Here is a 13,609-nt window from a genome sequence, read left to right on the forward strand (position 1 = left end):
CGGGAAGCGGCGGGGTGAGGGAAGAGCGTCGGGCCGAAAGCCGGCACCGGCCGCCTCGACCTGTCCCGGCGGACAAGGCGAGGCGGCCGATCGAGGTCCTTAGGGACGTGCTTGCGGTCCTTACGGACGCGCTGACAGACCTGCTCCCACGGGCGCCGGAACCCGCGCGGCCGAGGTGCCGAGCCCGGTGGGCCCGTGCCACGGGGCCACCGCCCGCGCCCCCGCACCGGCCCCGACCGCCACCGGCCGCCGGTGGACGCGGAGCAGCTCCTCCTCCCGGTAGCGCGGGACCTCCCGGTGCCAGTTCAAGATCCCGGTCATCCAGTTGCTCAGCTCCTCCACATAGCCATCCATCGCCCTCCTGGCCTCCGGCCCCAGGCCGAAGTCGTCGTACAGCACGGGGAGCTCATGCTCGGCGACATGCTGGAACTGCCGCATCCGGGAGGTCATCAGGTCGTTCACGATGGCGACCCCGGTCGGATAGTCGCAGTCGAAGAAGTTCTGGACGACGAGGACGCCGTTGTGGACCTCGCCCTCGAACTCGATCTCCTTCTGGTAGGAGAAGACATCGTTCAGCAGCGTCGCGTAGTTCGCGGCGGCGCTCTCCAGCGACTGGACCGGGCCGCTGCGGTAGATCTCGGACGGCACCCGCCGTCCGTGCGCCAGTCGGCACAGGCTCATGGTGAGGTCGGAGCCGAAGGTGTGCCTGCGCATCTCGATGTAGTCGACCGGGTCGGGAATCCGGTGCTTCGTCTGGTTGGCCAGCTCCCACAGCCAGCTGGCGGTCATGTCCTCGATGGCCTGGCGGAGGTCGCGGCGCGCCGCGACCTCCATCGGGCCCGCCGTACGGCCCCACAGATCGGCCAGCGAGCGCTCCAGCGCGTTCGCCGGGACCGGGGTGGGGCCCGCGTCGAGCGGCATGAACGCCCTGAGCCTGGCGTTGCACGCCCTCGCTCCGGCCAGGTCGTGGGTGCGGCCGAAGACCGCCGGATAGTAGTCGTCCGCGTAGGTGCCCCAGGCCAGCCAGCCCGACGCCACATCGAGCTCGTCCGGGGAGCCGTCCGGATGGATGCCCGCCGCGCACAGCGGGAGGTCGGCGGCGAGCAGCCGCCGCTCGTCCCAGACCTGCGAGCCGGGGACGCCGGGCTGGGGTTCGAGGATGCCCATCCGGTGTGCCCAGTCGACCAGATGGCGGCGGGCGGTGGGCAGATGCGCGTTGAGCCGGAGGGTGAACGGCATGGAGAAGTCCGGCAGCAGCGACGGACCGGTCCTCTGGAACGGGACATGGCTGAACCTGCGCGCCCTGGCCGCCTCCGCCCGGCCGGTGGTCAGCGGCAGGCTGGCCGCGGAGACTCCGAGGCCGGTGAGCGCGAAGGGGGACCATGGAGCGCGCTCGCTCCGCCGACCGGTGCCACCCGCGCCGTTTGTGCCATGAGCGCCACCGGCCTCGTGCACACCATGAGCCCCGCGCGCCCCGTCCGCACCATGCGCCCCGCTCGCCTCGTGCGCGCCGTTCATATAGCGGCTGGAGCGCATATGCCACTCATGGCCGCCCGACTGCCAGTCCTGGAGCCCCTTGACGTAGGCGAGGACGCCCGCACAGGCCGCCGGATCCAGCCCGTGCTCGGCGAAGAGCGGGCCGAGCTCGGTGAGCGCGGTGTCCTCGAACTGCTGGAGCCGCGAGGTCAGCAGCTCGTTGACGGAGTCGGCCGCCTCCTGGGTGGTGCAGTCCAGGAACGTCTCCAGGACCAGGACGCCATTGCTGAGCTCGCCCTCTTCCTCGATCTCCCGCTGATAGGAGAACAGGTCGTTGCGGAGGTGCACCGCGTCCGCGAAGGCGTCCCGCAGCACCCGCATCGGCCGCGACCCGGCGATCACCGCCGGCACCTCGGCCCCAACCGCATGCTCGACCAGCCCGGCCGACCAGGGCGCGCCGCCGACCTTACGGCGCATCTCGATGTACTCGACCGGATTGGGCACCCGGTCGATGTTGATGTTCGAGAGCTCCCAGAGCGATTCGTTGAGCAGGTTCTCGGTGCTCTCCCGGAACCGGGCCCGCCAGTCCGACGACATGGAGGGCACTGTCCTCGCCCACAGATCCGCGAGCCCCGCTTCGACCGGGTTGGTGGGCTCGGGGGTCCCGTCGGCCGGATCCATCGGCATGAAGGCGGGCAGCCGGTCGAGATACGCCTTTCCGGCCGCACGGTCCTGGGAGCGCTTGAACGTCTCCAGGAAGTGGTCGTCGAAGAAGAACACCCACACATACCAGTCGGTGACCAGCGAAAGCTCCGTGCCGGAGCAGTCGGGGTGGGTGTACGCGCACAGCAGGGCGTAGTCGTGGGCGTCGAGATCCTCCTGCTCCCAGATCCCCGAGCCCTCGAGCATTTCCATCTCGCGGGCCCACTGGGTGGAGTGCTCCCGTGCCTCCTGGACATGGGGGTTCAGCCGCGCCGGATACGGCATGTAGAAGTCGGGGAGTCGAAAGGGCTGTGTCACTGCTGAGCCGGCACCTCTCCGTGCGACGGTGGTCCGTAGCGGGACGGCTACGGACCGGGGTCGGCTACGGGCTACCCATGCCGCCACCGGCCTATCCGAAAGCCCCATTAGTCACACAAGTGCGCGCCTCCCACCCCCGGCGCGCCCCCTCGCCCCAAGGGGAGGAGGCGCGCCGACGGCTCATTCCGGACCGTGGGAGCGGCCGGCCGCCTGGGCCCCGACGGGCACCGCGGGGGCGAAGCCACCCTGCTCGGAGGGTCCGCCGCCGGATCTTCCGGTCGGCCGGAAGGCCCACTCCATCCGCGGCTCCATCGCGAACCGGAACATCCGCTGGACGGGCGGTGTGCACAGGGCGGTCACCACGGCCACGGCCACCGCCGTCACCACGATCTCCCCCAGCGGCCGGTGCAGCCACGGGTGGTCGTACCAGTCCCAGAAGCGCGAGCCCTTGGCGAGGAAGCCGTGCAGCAGATAGCCGTACAGCGTCCCGGCGCCGAGCACCGTGAACCACATCCGGCGCCGGGGCACCCAGGCGAGGAAGCACACGGTGAGCACCATGGAGCAGCCGAAGAGGGCTAACGTCATCACCATGCCGACCCACCACGGCGCACCGAGCTCCTGCGCGCTGTCCCGGCGGTAGAACCACGCCGGGTTCATCCGCGGCACGGCCCAGTAGGCGAAGACCAGCGCGGCGGCGACCACGGGCACCGAGAGCCGTCTGACCTCGCGCCGCCGGATCATCCGGAAGTGCTCCGGCCGCATATGCAGCCCCACCACGAAGAAGGGCAGGAACTGGAGCACCCGCTGGAGATCGAGGTCGTCACCGATGTTCGGTGAGCAGGCGGCGAGCGCGGCGACACCGAGAGCCAGCGCCACCGGCCACCGCACGATCCGCCACAGCGGTGTCGTCAGCCGCCAGACGAAGAGCGCGATCAGGAACCAGGTCAGGTACCAGGGGTCGAGCAGACTGATCGGATAGGACGGATCGTCGTCCGCCCACCGCTTGAAGAAGGTGTACGCGACCTCGAAGAGGACGTACGGGACGGCGATACCCGTGATCAGTCGTTTGAGCCGGTCCGGCCGGAGATCGAAATTCCGCGAGAAGTACCCGGAGATGAGAATGAACGCCGGCATATGGAACGTGTAGACGGTCATATAGAGCGCGGACGCCGCTCTGCTGCCGCCACGCAGGGGCTCCCACGCATGCCCCATCGCGACCAGCACGATCGCCAGGTACTTGGCGTTGTCGAAGAACGCGTCACGTTGTTTCGGCGCGGGGGACGAGGCCGGTGCCGCCTCGGGGGGCGGGGACGCCGGTGCCCGCCGCGCGGGCAGTAAGGACGAGACGTTCATCACATACAGCCTCCCGGGGAACCTGCGGGGGAAATCCTGCCTCTTTCCAGGTTTCGGCGGAGGGTTGCGGAGTGGAACATTCCATGCACCATAGTGGCGCCCGCCGAGCCTCGCCCCAAAAGGCTCAGCTCTCGCGTACAAGGGTTTACGCCCAGCCCAGCGCATCCGTCACCTCCTCGACTTGAAAACTTGTTTACCTCTCCGGGTAGTTCACAGAGTGACAAAGGGGGCCGATCCGCCCCGCCTTGACCGGCCCCGCCTGCTAGCTTCTACACAACTGTAGATCCTAACCACCGTATGGAGTGTGAGTGGCCATGGCCCTGTGGGACCGCATCAAGGAGTCCGCCCAGACGATGCAGACTCAGCTCGTCTCGAAGAAGAACGACTTGAAGAGCGGTGCGTTCCGCGATGCGAGCATGGCGATGTGTGCCCTGGTGGCGGCGGCGGACGGCTCGGTCGACCCGTCCGAGCGGCAGCGTGTCGCCCAGCTGATCGCCACCAACGAGGTGCTTCAGAACTTCCCGGCCGACGACCTACAGCGGCGCTTCAACGACTACGTCAACAAGCTCACCGCGGACTTCGAGTTCGGCAAGGTGAGCGTGATGCAGGAGGTCGCCAAGGCCAAGAAGAAGCCCGCCGAGGCGCGCGCCGTCGTCCAGATCGGCATCGTCATCGGCGGCGCCGACGGCAACTTCGACAAGAGCGAGCAGGCCATGGTCCGCGAGGCGTGCTACACCCTGGACCTCCCGCCCGCCGAGTTCGACCTGTAAGCCGTAAGGCGGTCCCGTAAACCGTAAGGCGGTCCCGTAAGCCCTGAGGCGGCCTCACCAGCCGTAAGGCGGCCCTCAAGCCGTAAGGCCGCCCCGCAGACCACAAAGCCGCTAGCCGCAGACCGTAGGGGCGCGGCCTAGAGCGGGGTCGCCGCGTGCAGGACGAGGACCAGGGCGACCGCCGCGTTCGCCGAGGACAGCGCGGACGCGGCGGTGCCCACCGCCGCTATCCACAGGGCCAGCCCCGCCGCCGTCCACGTCGGCGGCCAGTGCCGGGGCGGCGGCACCGGCCCCAGCAGCGCCGCGACCCTGCGCGGCACCGGCCCCGGCGCGGCGAACCCCGCGAGCGCCGACCCCGGTGTGCTCCGCGAGACCAGGGCGGCCTTGCCGACCGCCCGCGCGGTGACCCGGCGGTCGCCGACCTCCCGGGCCGCCTCCTCGTCCGCCCAGCGCTCGGCGCAGTAGTCCACCGCGGCCCGCAGCGGCCGCAGCAGCGGGTTGGCCCGCGCCGCGAGCCGCGCGCCCAGCAGATAGCGGTGGTGGTGCGCGGTCAGATGGGCCCGCTCATGCGCGATCAGGGCCCGCCGCTCGCGGGTGCTGAGGCTGTCCAGCATCCCGGTGGAGACGACGATCCGGCCCGGTTTCCCCGTCCGCCCGGAGGTCCCGGGCAGGGCGTACGCATACGCCCTGTCGTCGGGCAGCACCGCGACCGGCGACTCCGGCAGCCCGGCGAGCGCGAGCCAGGCGTTCCGCCGCACCCGCGAGTGACGCAGACAGGTGGCCGCACAGGAGACGGCCACCGCCGCCAGCGCGCCGATCGCCGCCTTCCCGGCCACCACGTCATAGGGCACCGCGGCCCGTACTTCGGGGTCCGACCAGCTGTCCGGCAGCGGATTGCCCGGCAGCTGCGCCGTGCCGACGACCATCAGCAGCCCCAGGCACAGCGTGGAGCACACCGCGAGGACGGTGCCGACGAGCGTCAGCAGCCGGGTGGCGGTGCGCGGGTGGAGATGCTGTTCGGCGAGCCGGGCGATCGGCAGCGCCGTCAAGGGCAGAACCAGCGGGAGGAAGACGAAGACGCCCATCGGTCAGCCCTCCGGCTCCTCCGCCACGTCGCTCAGCAGGTCGCGCAGCAGCCGCTCGTCGTCCTGGGTCAGCCCGGTCACAAAGCTGGCCAGGACCGCCTCACGGTCGTCCTGGCCGTCCAGCACCCGGCGCATCCGCAGCGCCGCGAGCCCTGCCTCGTCCGACGCGGCCCGCCAGACGAAGGAGCGGCCCGCGCGTTCACGGGTCACGGCCTGCTTGGCGTGCAGCCGGGACAGGATGGTCATGACCGTGGTGTAGGCGAGCTCGCCCTCGATCCGCTCCTGCACCCATGCGGCGGTCACCGGCCCCGGCGCCCGGCGCAGCGCCACGAGCACCTGCGCCTCCAGTTCGCCCTGGCCACGCCGACGGGGGCGGCGGGGCCAGCCGGGCCCGCCGGTCCGGTCGTGGTCCGTCACACCGTCTCCTTCCACACCGCACGCGCCCGGCGCGTGGCGCTTCATGGTAGCGAGCCATGGACGGCCGCCTCCTTCGCCCGGACCACGGCCGTCCGTTCGCCCCATTGGCCTGGCTGTACGCGCGGCCCCGGGCCGCCTCGCCGATGCTGAGCAGTGGGACGACCCCGACGAAGGAACTCACTCAGCCATGACGCAGACGCAAGGCTCGCTCGTGCGGCAGATCACCGACTACGCGCATCGTGCGGACCCGTACCCGCTCTACGCCGAGCTGCGCAAGACACCCGTGGCGCACGACGAGGAGGGCCCGTACATCGTCTCCACCTACTGGGAGATCCACGGTCTGCTGCACGACCCCCGGCTCAGCTCCGACGCCCGCAACCTGGACCCCCGGGCCGCCCCGGAGCTGATCGAGAAGGACGACGAGGAGGACGACGAGGAGGACGAGCCGGGGCTGCCGCCCAGCTTTCTGAGGCTGGACCCGCCCGAACACGACCGGCTGCGCTCCCTCGCCATGGCGCCCTTCGGCCCGCCGAACACCCCGCGCCGGCTCCACACCATGCGCGGTGAGCTCACGCGTATCGTCGGCGAGCTGATCGACGGCTTCGAGGGCCGGGACCGGATCGATCTCGTCGACCACTTCTCCCACCCCTTCCCGGTGACCGTGATCTGCCGGCTGCTCGGGGTACCGCAGGAGGACGAGCCGCGCTTCCACGCCTGGGCCGACACCGTCGCCGCCGGACTGGACCCCGACCCGGACGCGGACGAGGACGCCGCCGAGCGGCGGCGGGTCAGCCGGCAGGCCCGTACGGAACTGGCGGTGTATCTGTCCGAGCTGATCGAGGAGCGCCGCCGCGCACCCGGCGACGACATGCTCTCGGCCCTGGTCGGCTGGGAGGGCCCGGAGGGGCGGATGAGCCGTGTGGAGCTGCTGAGCACCGCGGCGCTGCTGCTGGTGGCGGGCCATGAGACCACCGTCAACCTGATCACCAACGGCATGCTGACCCTGCTGCGCAACCCCGAGGTGCTCGCGCGGCTGCGCAACGATCCCCATCTGGTCGTCCCACTGGTGGAGGAGTTGCTGCGGTTCGATCCGCCGGTGCAGATGCTTCCCCGGCGCACCCCGCTCTCCGAGATCGACATCGCGGGCGTGACCATCCCCCGGGGGGCGTCCGTCTGGCTGCTGCTGGCCTCGGGCAACCGCGATCCGCAGCGCTTCCTCGACCCCGATCGATTCGAGCCACAGCGCAGGGACAACCAGCACCTCGGCTTCGGCAGCGGCGTCCACAGCTGTTTCGGCGCACCGCTGGCCCGGCTGGAGGCGCAGATCGCACTGACCGAGCTGGCCCGCCGGCTGGACGGGCCCCGGCTGCTGGAGGACCCGCCGACCTACCGGCGCAACGCGGTGCTGCGCGGGCCACGGCATCTGCCGCTCGCCTTCGAGGGGCTGCGGCCGGGCGGATCCCCGAACGGGTCGCGGTGACGGCGGGGCTCAGGACGGGGGCGAAGGGGTCCCCGGCGTGGTTCACCGTGCGCGGGCCCCGGGCGCACTCCTCCCGTCCGCGCCCTTCCCGCCCGTTTCCGTCCCGGCCTCGTCCTTCTCGGCCCGGGCGGCGATGTTCCTGGCCATCCCCCCGAAGACGAGGGCGTGGAAAGGCGCGACCGACCACCAGTAGAGATGCCCGGCCAGGCCGCGCGGATGGAACAGCGCCCGCTGCCGGTACACCGTCCGGCCCCGCCCATCCCCGTCGACCGCCATCTCCAGCCATGCCAGGCCCGGCAGCCGCATCTCGGCCCGCAGCCGCAGCAGCCGGGGCGGCCGGACCTCCTCCACCCGCCAGAAGTCGAGGCTGTCCCCCACTCTGAGCCGCGCCGCGTCCCGGCGGCCCCGGCGCAGCCCGACGCCGCCCACCAGGGTGTCGATCCAGCCGCGCAGCGCCCAGGCGAGAGGCAGCGAATACCAGCCGTTCTCACCACCGATCCCCTCCACCACCCGCCACACGTCCTCCCGCGAGGCGTCCACCACGCGCTCGCGGCGGTCCTGGTAGAGGCTGCCGCCCGCCCAGTCGGGGTCGGTGGGCAGCGGATCGCTGGGCGCGCCGGGGGTGGCGGCGGAGGACCAGCGGGTGGCCACATCCGCGTCGCGGATCCGCCGCAGGGCCAGCTCCAGGGCGCGGTCCACGCCGAGCGGCCCGCCCGGCGGATCGGGCACATAGCGGGTGATGTCCCGTTCGGCACACACCACCTCATGGCGCAGCGACTCCACCAGCGGGCGGGCGATGGCGCCGGGCACGGGGGTGACCAGGCCGACCCACAGACTGGACAGCCCGGGGGTGAGCACCGGCACCTGTGCGATGAGGCGCCGCCGCAGCCCGGTCACCTCCGCGTACCGCTGCATCATGGCCCCGTAGGTGAGCACGTCGGGGCCGCCGATGTCGAAGGCCCGGTGCACCTCGTCCGGCAGCATGGCGCAGCCCACCAGCAGCCGCAGCACATCGCGGACGGCGATCGGCTGGGTGCGGGTGCGCACCCAGCGGGGCGTCACCATCAGCGGCAGCCGCTCGGTGAGATAGCGCAGCATCTCGAACGAGGCAGAGCCCGAGCCGATGATCACCCCGGCCCGCAGAACGGCCGTCGGCACCCCGGAGTCCAGCAGCACCCGCCCCACCTCGGCCCGGGACCGCAGATGGGGCGAGAGCGCGCGCTCGGGGACGCCGTACGGGGTCAGCCCGCCGAGATAGACGATCCGGCGCACCCCCGCGGCGCGGGCCCGAGCGCCGAAGATCCGGGCGGCGCGGCGGTCGGTCTCCTCGAAACCGGGTCCGGTGCCCAGCGCGTGGACCAGGTAGTACGCGACATCCACGCCCTCCATGGCGGCGCGCAGGGACTCCTCGTCGGTCACATCGCCGCGTACGGTCTCCACCCGCGCCACCCAGGGGTGGTCGCGCAGCTTCTCGGGGGAGCGGGCCACACACCGCACCTGATGCCCCGCGGCCAGCAGCTCGGGGACCAGCCTGCCGCCGATATAGCCGGTGGCCCCGGTGACGAGGCAGCGGCGCGGCTCCGGCGCGTGGTGCGGCTGCGGCGTGCGGTGCGGCTCGGATGCGCGGTGCGGCTCCGGCGGACGCTCGGGAAGACCCATGACGCCATGGTGCGCGGGCAGGACAAAACCTGCGAGGTGGGCTCCCTTCGGCGGCATTGTCCGTATCAGGTGTTGGAGGTCGCTTTCCGGTCTCCCCGACCTTCCAGCCTCTCAGCCCGGCCATCTAGGAGACACTCCGGGGGACTTACGTCCTCTGTCCTGAGCGTCTCTCCGGTCGAGCTCCCTCGCTCGCCCCGCAGGCTGTTATTTACGTTACTCCGACCCCCCATGAGCGCCTAGCCCTTTTCGAGCATTTTTTCCAGTTTTCCGGGGGCCGCGGAGCCCGCCCCGGGCCCGGCACTAGGGCTCCTTGGCTGCGCCGGGAGGGGCTGGCCCGGTAGGCTTTCCGTGTGATCTTCAAGCGCATCGGAAACGGTCGGCCCTATCCCGACCACGGCCGGGAAAGCACCCGCCAGTGGGCGGATGTCGCCCCACGCCCGGTACGTCTTGACCAGTTGGTCACGACGAAGCAGCAGCTCGACCTGGAGACGCTGCTCGCGGAGGACTCGACGTTCTACGGTGACCTCTTCGCCCATGTCGTGAAATGGCAGGGCGACCTCTATCTGGAGGACGGGCTGCACCGGGCGGTGCGCGCCGCGCTCCAGCAGCGCCAGGTGCTGCACGCGCGCGTCCTGGAGCTCGAGGGCTGACCACGCCCCCGCGCGTCCTCCGGTGACCGATCGCCGCTGATCGACTTCCGATCTTTGTTGGCCCTTTCGGGTTGGTCTGAGCACCAACCATTGATCATTTAGTAGGCATCGCCACCTGGCCGCACTACGCTGCGCACATGAGCATGCTGACCCCTCCCGGCATGGGCGGAAAGTACCGCATTACGGGCGATCGCTACCCGCGGATGAGCCGACCCCGGAGCCGCCGGCGACTGGTGTTCGCCTCGTTCGGCTCGGTCATGGCGCTCGGCCTGGTCGGCTGGGGAACACTTCAGCTCATCGACGTCTTCTCCGGCGACAGCGGCGACCAGAAGGTCCGCGCGGCGAACGGCACCGGGGAGTGCGAGCGCGGCGACAAGGGCCCCGCCGAGAACAACGCGAAGTCCGGCCGGGGCGACAGCGGCCAAGGCGGCCAGGGCGGTCATGGCGGCCGCACGGGCGGGAAGCTGCCGAAGCCCTCGCAGATCACGGTGAACGTCTACAACGCGACCACGCGATCCGGCCTCGCCAAGGACACCGCCGAGGAGCTCGAGAAGCGTGGCTTCAAGATCGGGAAAGTGGGCAACGCCCCGGCCCAGTATGACAAGAAGGTCAAGTCCCCCGGGATACTGCTCGGCGCCCCCGGCGCCGGCGACGGGGCCTTCAATGTGCTCGGCACCCAGCTCAACGGCGCCCAGACCAAGAACGACGCGCGCGACGGCAAGGACATCGACCTGATCATCGGCAACGGTTTCAAGGACCTGGTCAAGCAGAAGGACGCCGACAAGGCGCTGACCGCCCTGGCCAAGCCCTCGCCCACGCCCACCGGAACGCCCTGCCGCTGACCCGCGCCGCCGCTGACCCACAGCCGGGTGGGCGCCGACCTGGCGCGGGTCGCTCCGCTCCGGCACTGCCTGCCCGGCGTCGGCCCGGCACCGACCGCTCGGCGCCGGTCAGATCGGCGCCGACCTGGGCGCCGACCAACCGAGAGCCCCCTGCGAGAGGCACTCAGCCCGCGGCTTGAGAGGCGCTCAGCCCGCGGCCCCGTACATCCGGTCACCCGCGTCGCCGAGCCCGGGCACGATGTACCCCTGCTCGTTGAGCCGCTCGTCGACGGACGAGGTGACCACCGTCACCGGCGCCCCCGCAAGCTCGCGCTCCATGAGCTCGACGCCCTGGGGCGCCGCCAGCAGACACAGCGCGGTCACATCGTCGGCGCCGCGCGATATCAGCTCCCTGATCGCGGCGACCAGCGTGCCGCCGGTGGCGAGCATCGGGTCCAGGACGTACACCTGACGTCCGGAGAGGTCCTCGGGCATCCGGGTGGCGTAGGTGGACGCCTGGAGCGTCTCCTCGTCCCGGATCATGCCCAGGAAGCCGACCTCCGCGGTGGGCAGCAGCCGCACCATGCCGTCGAGCATCCCCAGACCGGCCCGCAGGATGGGCACGACCATGGGGCGCGGATGGGACAGCCGCACCCCGGTCGTGGCCGTCACCGGGGTTTCGATGTCGACCTGCTCGGTGCGCACATCGCGGGTGGCCTCGTACGCGAGCAGGGTCACCAGCTCGTCGGCGAGCCGCCGGAAGGTGGGGGAGTCGGTGCGCTTGTCGCGCAGCGTGGTGAGTTTGTGCGCCACCAGCGGGTGGTCGACGACGTGGATCCGCATGGCAATGACACTAACCGAGCCCCCTGAGCCCGGCTGTCGCCGGTGACCCCCTTCCGCGCGCCCCCGCCGCGCTCGACCGTCTGCCGCCGTACTGGCATCAAACCGCCGATTCGGGGGAAAGTGGGCAGAAGCGCCCGGGCTGCCGCCGGGCGATCACCTCGGCTCCGAGGAGTGATGTGACCATGGCCGACGCGACCGCGATGGAAACCTCCGCGGACCGCCGCCGCCGTCGCGAACGCTTCCTGCGCGCGCTGAACGAGGCCAGGGCGGTACGGAACCAGGCGCGTCCCCGCCAGGCCCGCGCGGCCCGGATGCGCCGTGCGATACACATGCGGACGTTCTCCTGGTGAGCCCTGGTGAGCTTCCGCCGAACCGCCGGAGAGGGTTTCCGCGCGTTTCGATTCCGTCCGCGTGAGCCACATCTCTTTGGACTGGTGCACGACGCAGCGTGGAAGACCTCTCGCGAAGCGACGGTTTCTGCCACGATTCCGATTGGGGCGGGACACTGTCCCGCCCGCCCCCGGCACGCCTATGACCAGTGGGAGAGTCACGGTGTACTTCGCCGCATTGCTCGCGCGCACCGCAGAAGGGTGGGAAGCGAGCGACACAGAGCTCGATGACGTGGAAACCCTGACGGATCTGATCGAACTGGCCCGTCTGGCCGCGAAGGATGACGACACGGTATTGGCGTTCATCGAGCACGAAGACGCGTGGTTCGGCGTCGTCCGCGTGGACGGCGAGGACGACCCGCACATCTATGTATCGGACGCGGCAGCGGCCGCCCGCACCTCGTACGGCTCGATGCTCACCGACGAGTTGCTGGGCCGGGACCCCGACGACGATCTGGACAGCCTGGTCGACCTGGACGGCACCGAGGACGGCGAGCCGGACCGGGACGACGAGGACGCCGACGACGCCCCGGTCCCGATCGGCCCGCTCGGCGACGCCGACATCCTGGCCGACCTCGGCATGGACGAGAAGGAGCTGAAGGCCCTCGACGGGGACGCCCTCGAATCGATCGCCGAGATGCTGGGTTGCAGCATGGAGGGGCTGGAGGCGGTGCGCTGACCGCCGCCGCCAGCCGACCCCGCCCACCCCGTCACCGCACCGATCCGCACGACCCGTACGACCGGCACGACTCGTACGACCGGCACGTCCGGTACGACCTGAACCGATCCGAACCAATCCGAACCGCACGAAACGACCCGCACTGACGTCATGAGCGATCCGCTGACCGGCCTCCTGCCCGGCCCCGACCCCGACCCCCTGCGCGACCCCTGGCGCTCCCCGATGCGCCTGGCGCTGGAGGAGGCGGTTCGGGCACCCGAGACGGGAGATGTGCCGGTCGGCGCCGTCGTGCTGGGCCCGGACGGCGCGGTACTCGGCCGCGGCCGCAACGAGCGCGAGGCCCACGGCGACCCCACGGCCCACGCCGAGGTCCTCGCCCTCCGAGCCGCCGCCCGCCGCCTCGGCGGCTGGCGGCTGACCGGCTGCACCCTGGTGGTCACCCTGGAGCCCTGCACGATGTGCGCCGGCGCGATCGTCCTGTCCCGTCTCGACCGGCTGGTCTACGGCGCCGTGGACGAGAAGGCCGGCGCGGTCGGCTCCCTCTGGGACGTCGTCCGCGACCGCCGCCTCAACCACCGCCCCGAGGTCATCGCGGGCGTCCTGGCGGAGGCATGCGCGGCCCCGTTGACCGACTTCTTCCGCAAGCCCTGACGTCCTCGGCCGGGCCCCGATCCGGCCCTGTCCCGGCCCCGTCCCGGAACCGATTTCGGTTACCGGCCGCCCGTCCGCTAGGCTCTCCCTCGGTAGCGTGTCCGAGCGGCCGAAGGAGCGCGCCTCGAAAGCGCGTGAGGGGGCAACTCCTCCGTGGGTTCAAATCCCACCGCTACCGCTCGAAGAACGTAGGGCCCGGCTCATCAGAGCCGGGCCCTACGTGTTGTGTTGCGGGTGTGTGGTCGCCCGGGGACGTTCCTCCCGTCAGGGGCCCGACGGTGGCGGCTGCTGCTGGTTCGGGTCCTGCTGCGGAGGC

At 71.2% G+C, this 13,609-nt stretch carries 13 protein-coding genes and 1 tRNA gene; 8 read left to right on the forward strand and 6 right to left on the reverse strand.

Features of this window, described 5'->3' with window-relative positions; translation table 11 throughout:
• Nucleotides 1-120: 120 nt before the first annotated feature.
• Nucleotides 121-2,496: a terpene synthase family protein gene (locus NQU54_RS41805; protein WP_372506347.1), complete on the reverse strand. Its 2,376-nt coding sequence runs from the start codon at nucleotides 2,494-2,496 to the stop codon at nucleotides 121-123.
• A gap of 180 nt (nucleotides 2,497-2,676) precedes the next feature.
• The gene (locus NQU54_RS41810; protein WP_257635564.1) at nucleotides 2,677-3,849 is read right to left on the reverse strand and encodes an acyltransferase family protein; all 1,173 of its coding nucleotides are present in this window, start codon (nucleotides 3,847-3,849) and stop codon (nucleotides 2,677-2,679) included.
• A 314-nt stretch (nucleotides 3,850-4,163) separates the two neighbouring features.
• On the opposite strand from NQU54_RS41810, the gene NQU54_RS41815 reads away from it, so the two are divergent.
• Nucleotides 4,164-4,619, forward strand: a complete 456-nt coding sequence (locus tag NQU54_RS41815) for a tellurite resistance TerB family protein (protein ID WP_069861020.1) — start codon at nucleotides 4,164-4,166, stop codon at nucleotides 4,617-4,619.
• Nucleotides 4,620-4,756: 137 nt separating this feature from the next.
• Here the strand turns inward: NQU54_RS41815 and NQU54_RS41820 are convergent, their stop codons facing one another.
• The gene (locus NQU54_RS41820) at nucleotides 4,757-5,704 is read right to left on the reverse strand and encodes a M56 family metallopeptidase (protein WP_257635565.1); all 948 of its coding nucleotides are present in this window, start codon (nucleotides 5,702-5,704) and stop codon (nucleotides 4,757-4,759) included.
• A gap of 3 nt (nucleotides 5,705-5,707) precedes the next feature.
• Nucleotides 5,708-6,121: a BlaI/MecI/CopY family transcriptional regulator gene (locus NQU54_RS41825; protein ID WP_069861022.1), complete on the reverse strand. Its 414-nt coding sequence runs from the start codon at nucleotides 6,119-6,121 to the stop codon at nucleotides 5,708-5,710.
• A 187-nt stretch (nucleotides 6,122-6,308) separates the two neighbouring features.
• Here NQU54_RS41825 and NQU54_RS41830 point away from each other — a divergent pair, with 187 nt between their 5' ends.
• Nucleotides 6,309-7,601, forward strand: coding sequence for a cytochrome P450 (locus NQU54_RS41830; protein WP_257635566.1), 1,293 nt, complete (start codon nucleotides 6,309-6,311; stop codon nucleotides 7,599-7,601).
• A gap of 42 nt (nucleotides 7,602-7,643) precedes the next feature.
• Here NQU54_RS41830 and NQU54_RS41835 read toward each other — a convergent pair whose 3' ends face one another.
• Nucleotides 7,644-9,260, reverse strand: a complete 1,617-nt coding sequence (locus NQU54_RS41835; protein ID WP_257635567.1) for an SDR family oxidoreductase — start codon at nucleotides 9,258-9,260, stop codon at nucleotides 7,644-7,646.
• A 350-nt stretch (nucleotides 9,261-9,610) separates the two neighbouring features.
• Here NQU54_RS41835 and NQU54_RS41840 point away from each other — a divergent pair, with 350 nt between their 5' ends.
• Complete coding sequence (locus NQU54_RS41840; RefSeq protein WP_014061825.1) at nucleotides 9,611-9,910, forward strand: type II toxin-antitoxin system VapB family antitoxin; 300 nt, start codon at nucleotides 9,611-9,613, stop codon at nucleotides 9,908-9,910.
• 137 nt (nucleotides 9,911-10,047) lie between these two features.
• Entirely contained in the window at nucleotides 10,048-10,752 is a 705-nt protein-coding gene (locus tag NQU54_RS41845; RefSeq protein WP_257635568.1) for a LytR C-terminal domain-containing protein, read from the forward strand.
• Between the two features lie 186 nt (nucleotides 10,753-10,938).
• Here NQU54_RS41845 and upp read toward each other — a convergent pair whose 3' ends face one another.
• Nucleotides 10,939-11,574 (reverse strand): uracil phosphoribosyltransferase, encoded by a 636-nt coding sequence (upp, locus tag NQU54_RS41850; RefSeq protein ID WP_020870138.1) that lies wholly within the window; start codon nucleotides 11,572-11,574, stop codon nucleotides 10,939-10,941.
• Nucleotides 11,575-11,756: 182 nt separating this feature from the next.
• On the opposite strand from upp, the gene NQU54_RS41855 reads away from it, so the two are divergent.
• From NQU54_RS41855 to NQU54_RS41870, 4 genes are all read left to right on the forward strand, one after another.
• Nucleotides 11,757-11,924, forward strand: a complete 168-nt coding sequence (locus tag NQU54_RS41855; RefSeq protein WP_257635569.1) for a hypothetical protein — start codon at nucleotides 11,757-11,759, stop codon at nucleotides 11,922-11,924.
• A 181-nt stretch (nucleotides 11,925-12,105) separates the two neighbouring features.
• Complete coding sequence (locus NQU54_RS41860; RefSeq protein WP_167459927.1) at nucleotides 12,106-12,642, forward strand: tRNA adenosine deaminase-associated protein; 537 nt, start codon at nucleotides 12,106-12,108, stop codon at nucleotides 12,640-12,642.
• 150 nt (nucleotides 12,643-12,792) lie between these two features.
• Entirely contained in the window at nucleotides 12,793-13,293 is a 501-nt protein-coding gene (gene tadA, locus NQU54_RS41865) for a tRNA adenosine(34) deaminase TadA (RefSeq protein WP_069861026.1), read from the forward strand.
• 91 nt (nucleotides 13,294-13,384) lie between these two features.
• A tRNA-Ser gene (locus NQU54_RS41870) sits at nucleotides 13,385-13,471 on the forward strand.
• Nucleotides 13,472-13,609: the final 138 nt, after the last annotated feature.

This window comes from Streptomyces malaysiensis subsp. samsunensis (assembly GCF_024519315.1).
Classification (GTDB): Bacteria; Actinomycetota; Actinomycetes; order Streptomycetales; family Streptomycetaceae; genus Streptomyces; species Streptomyces malaysiensis.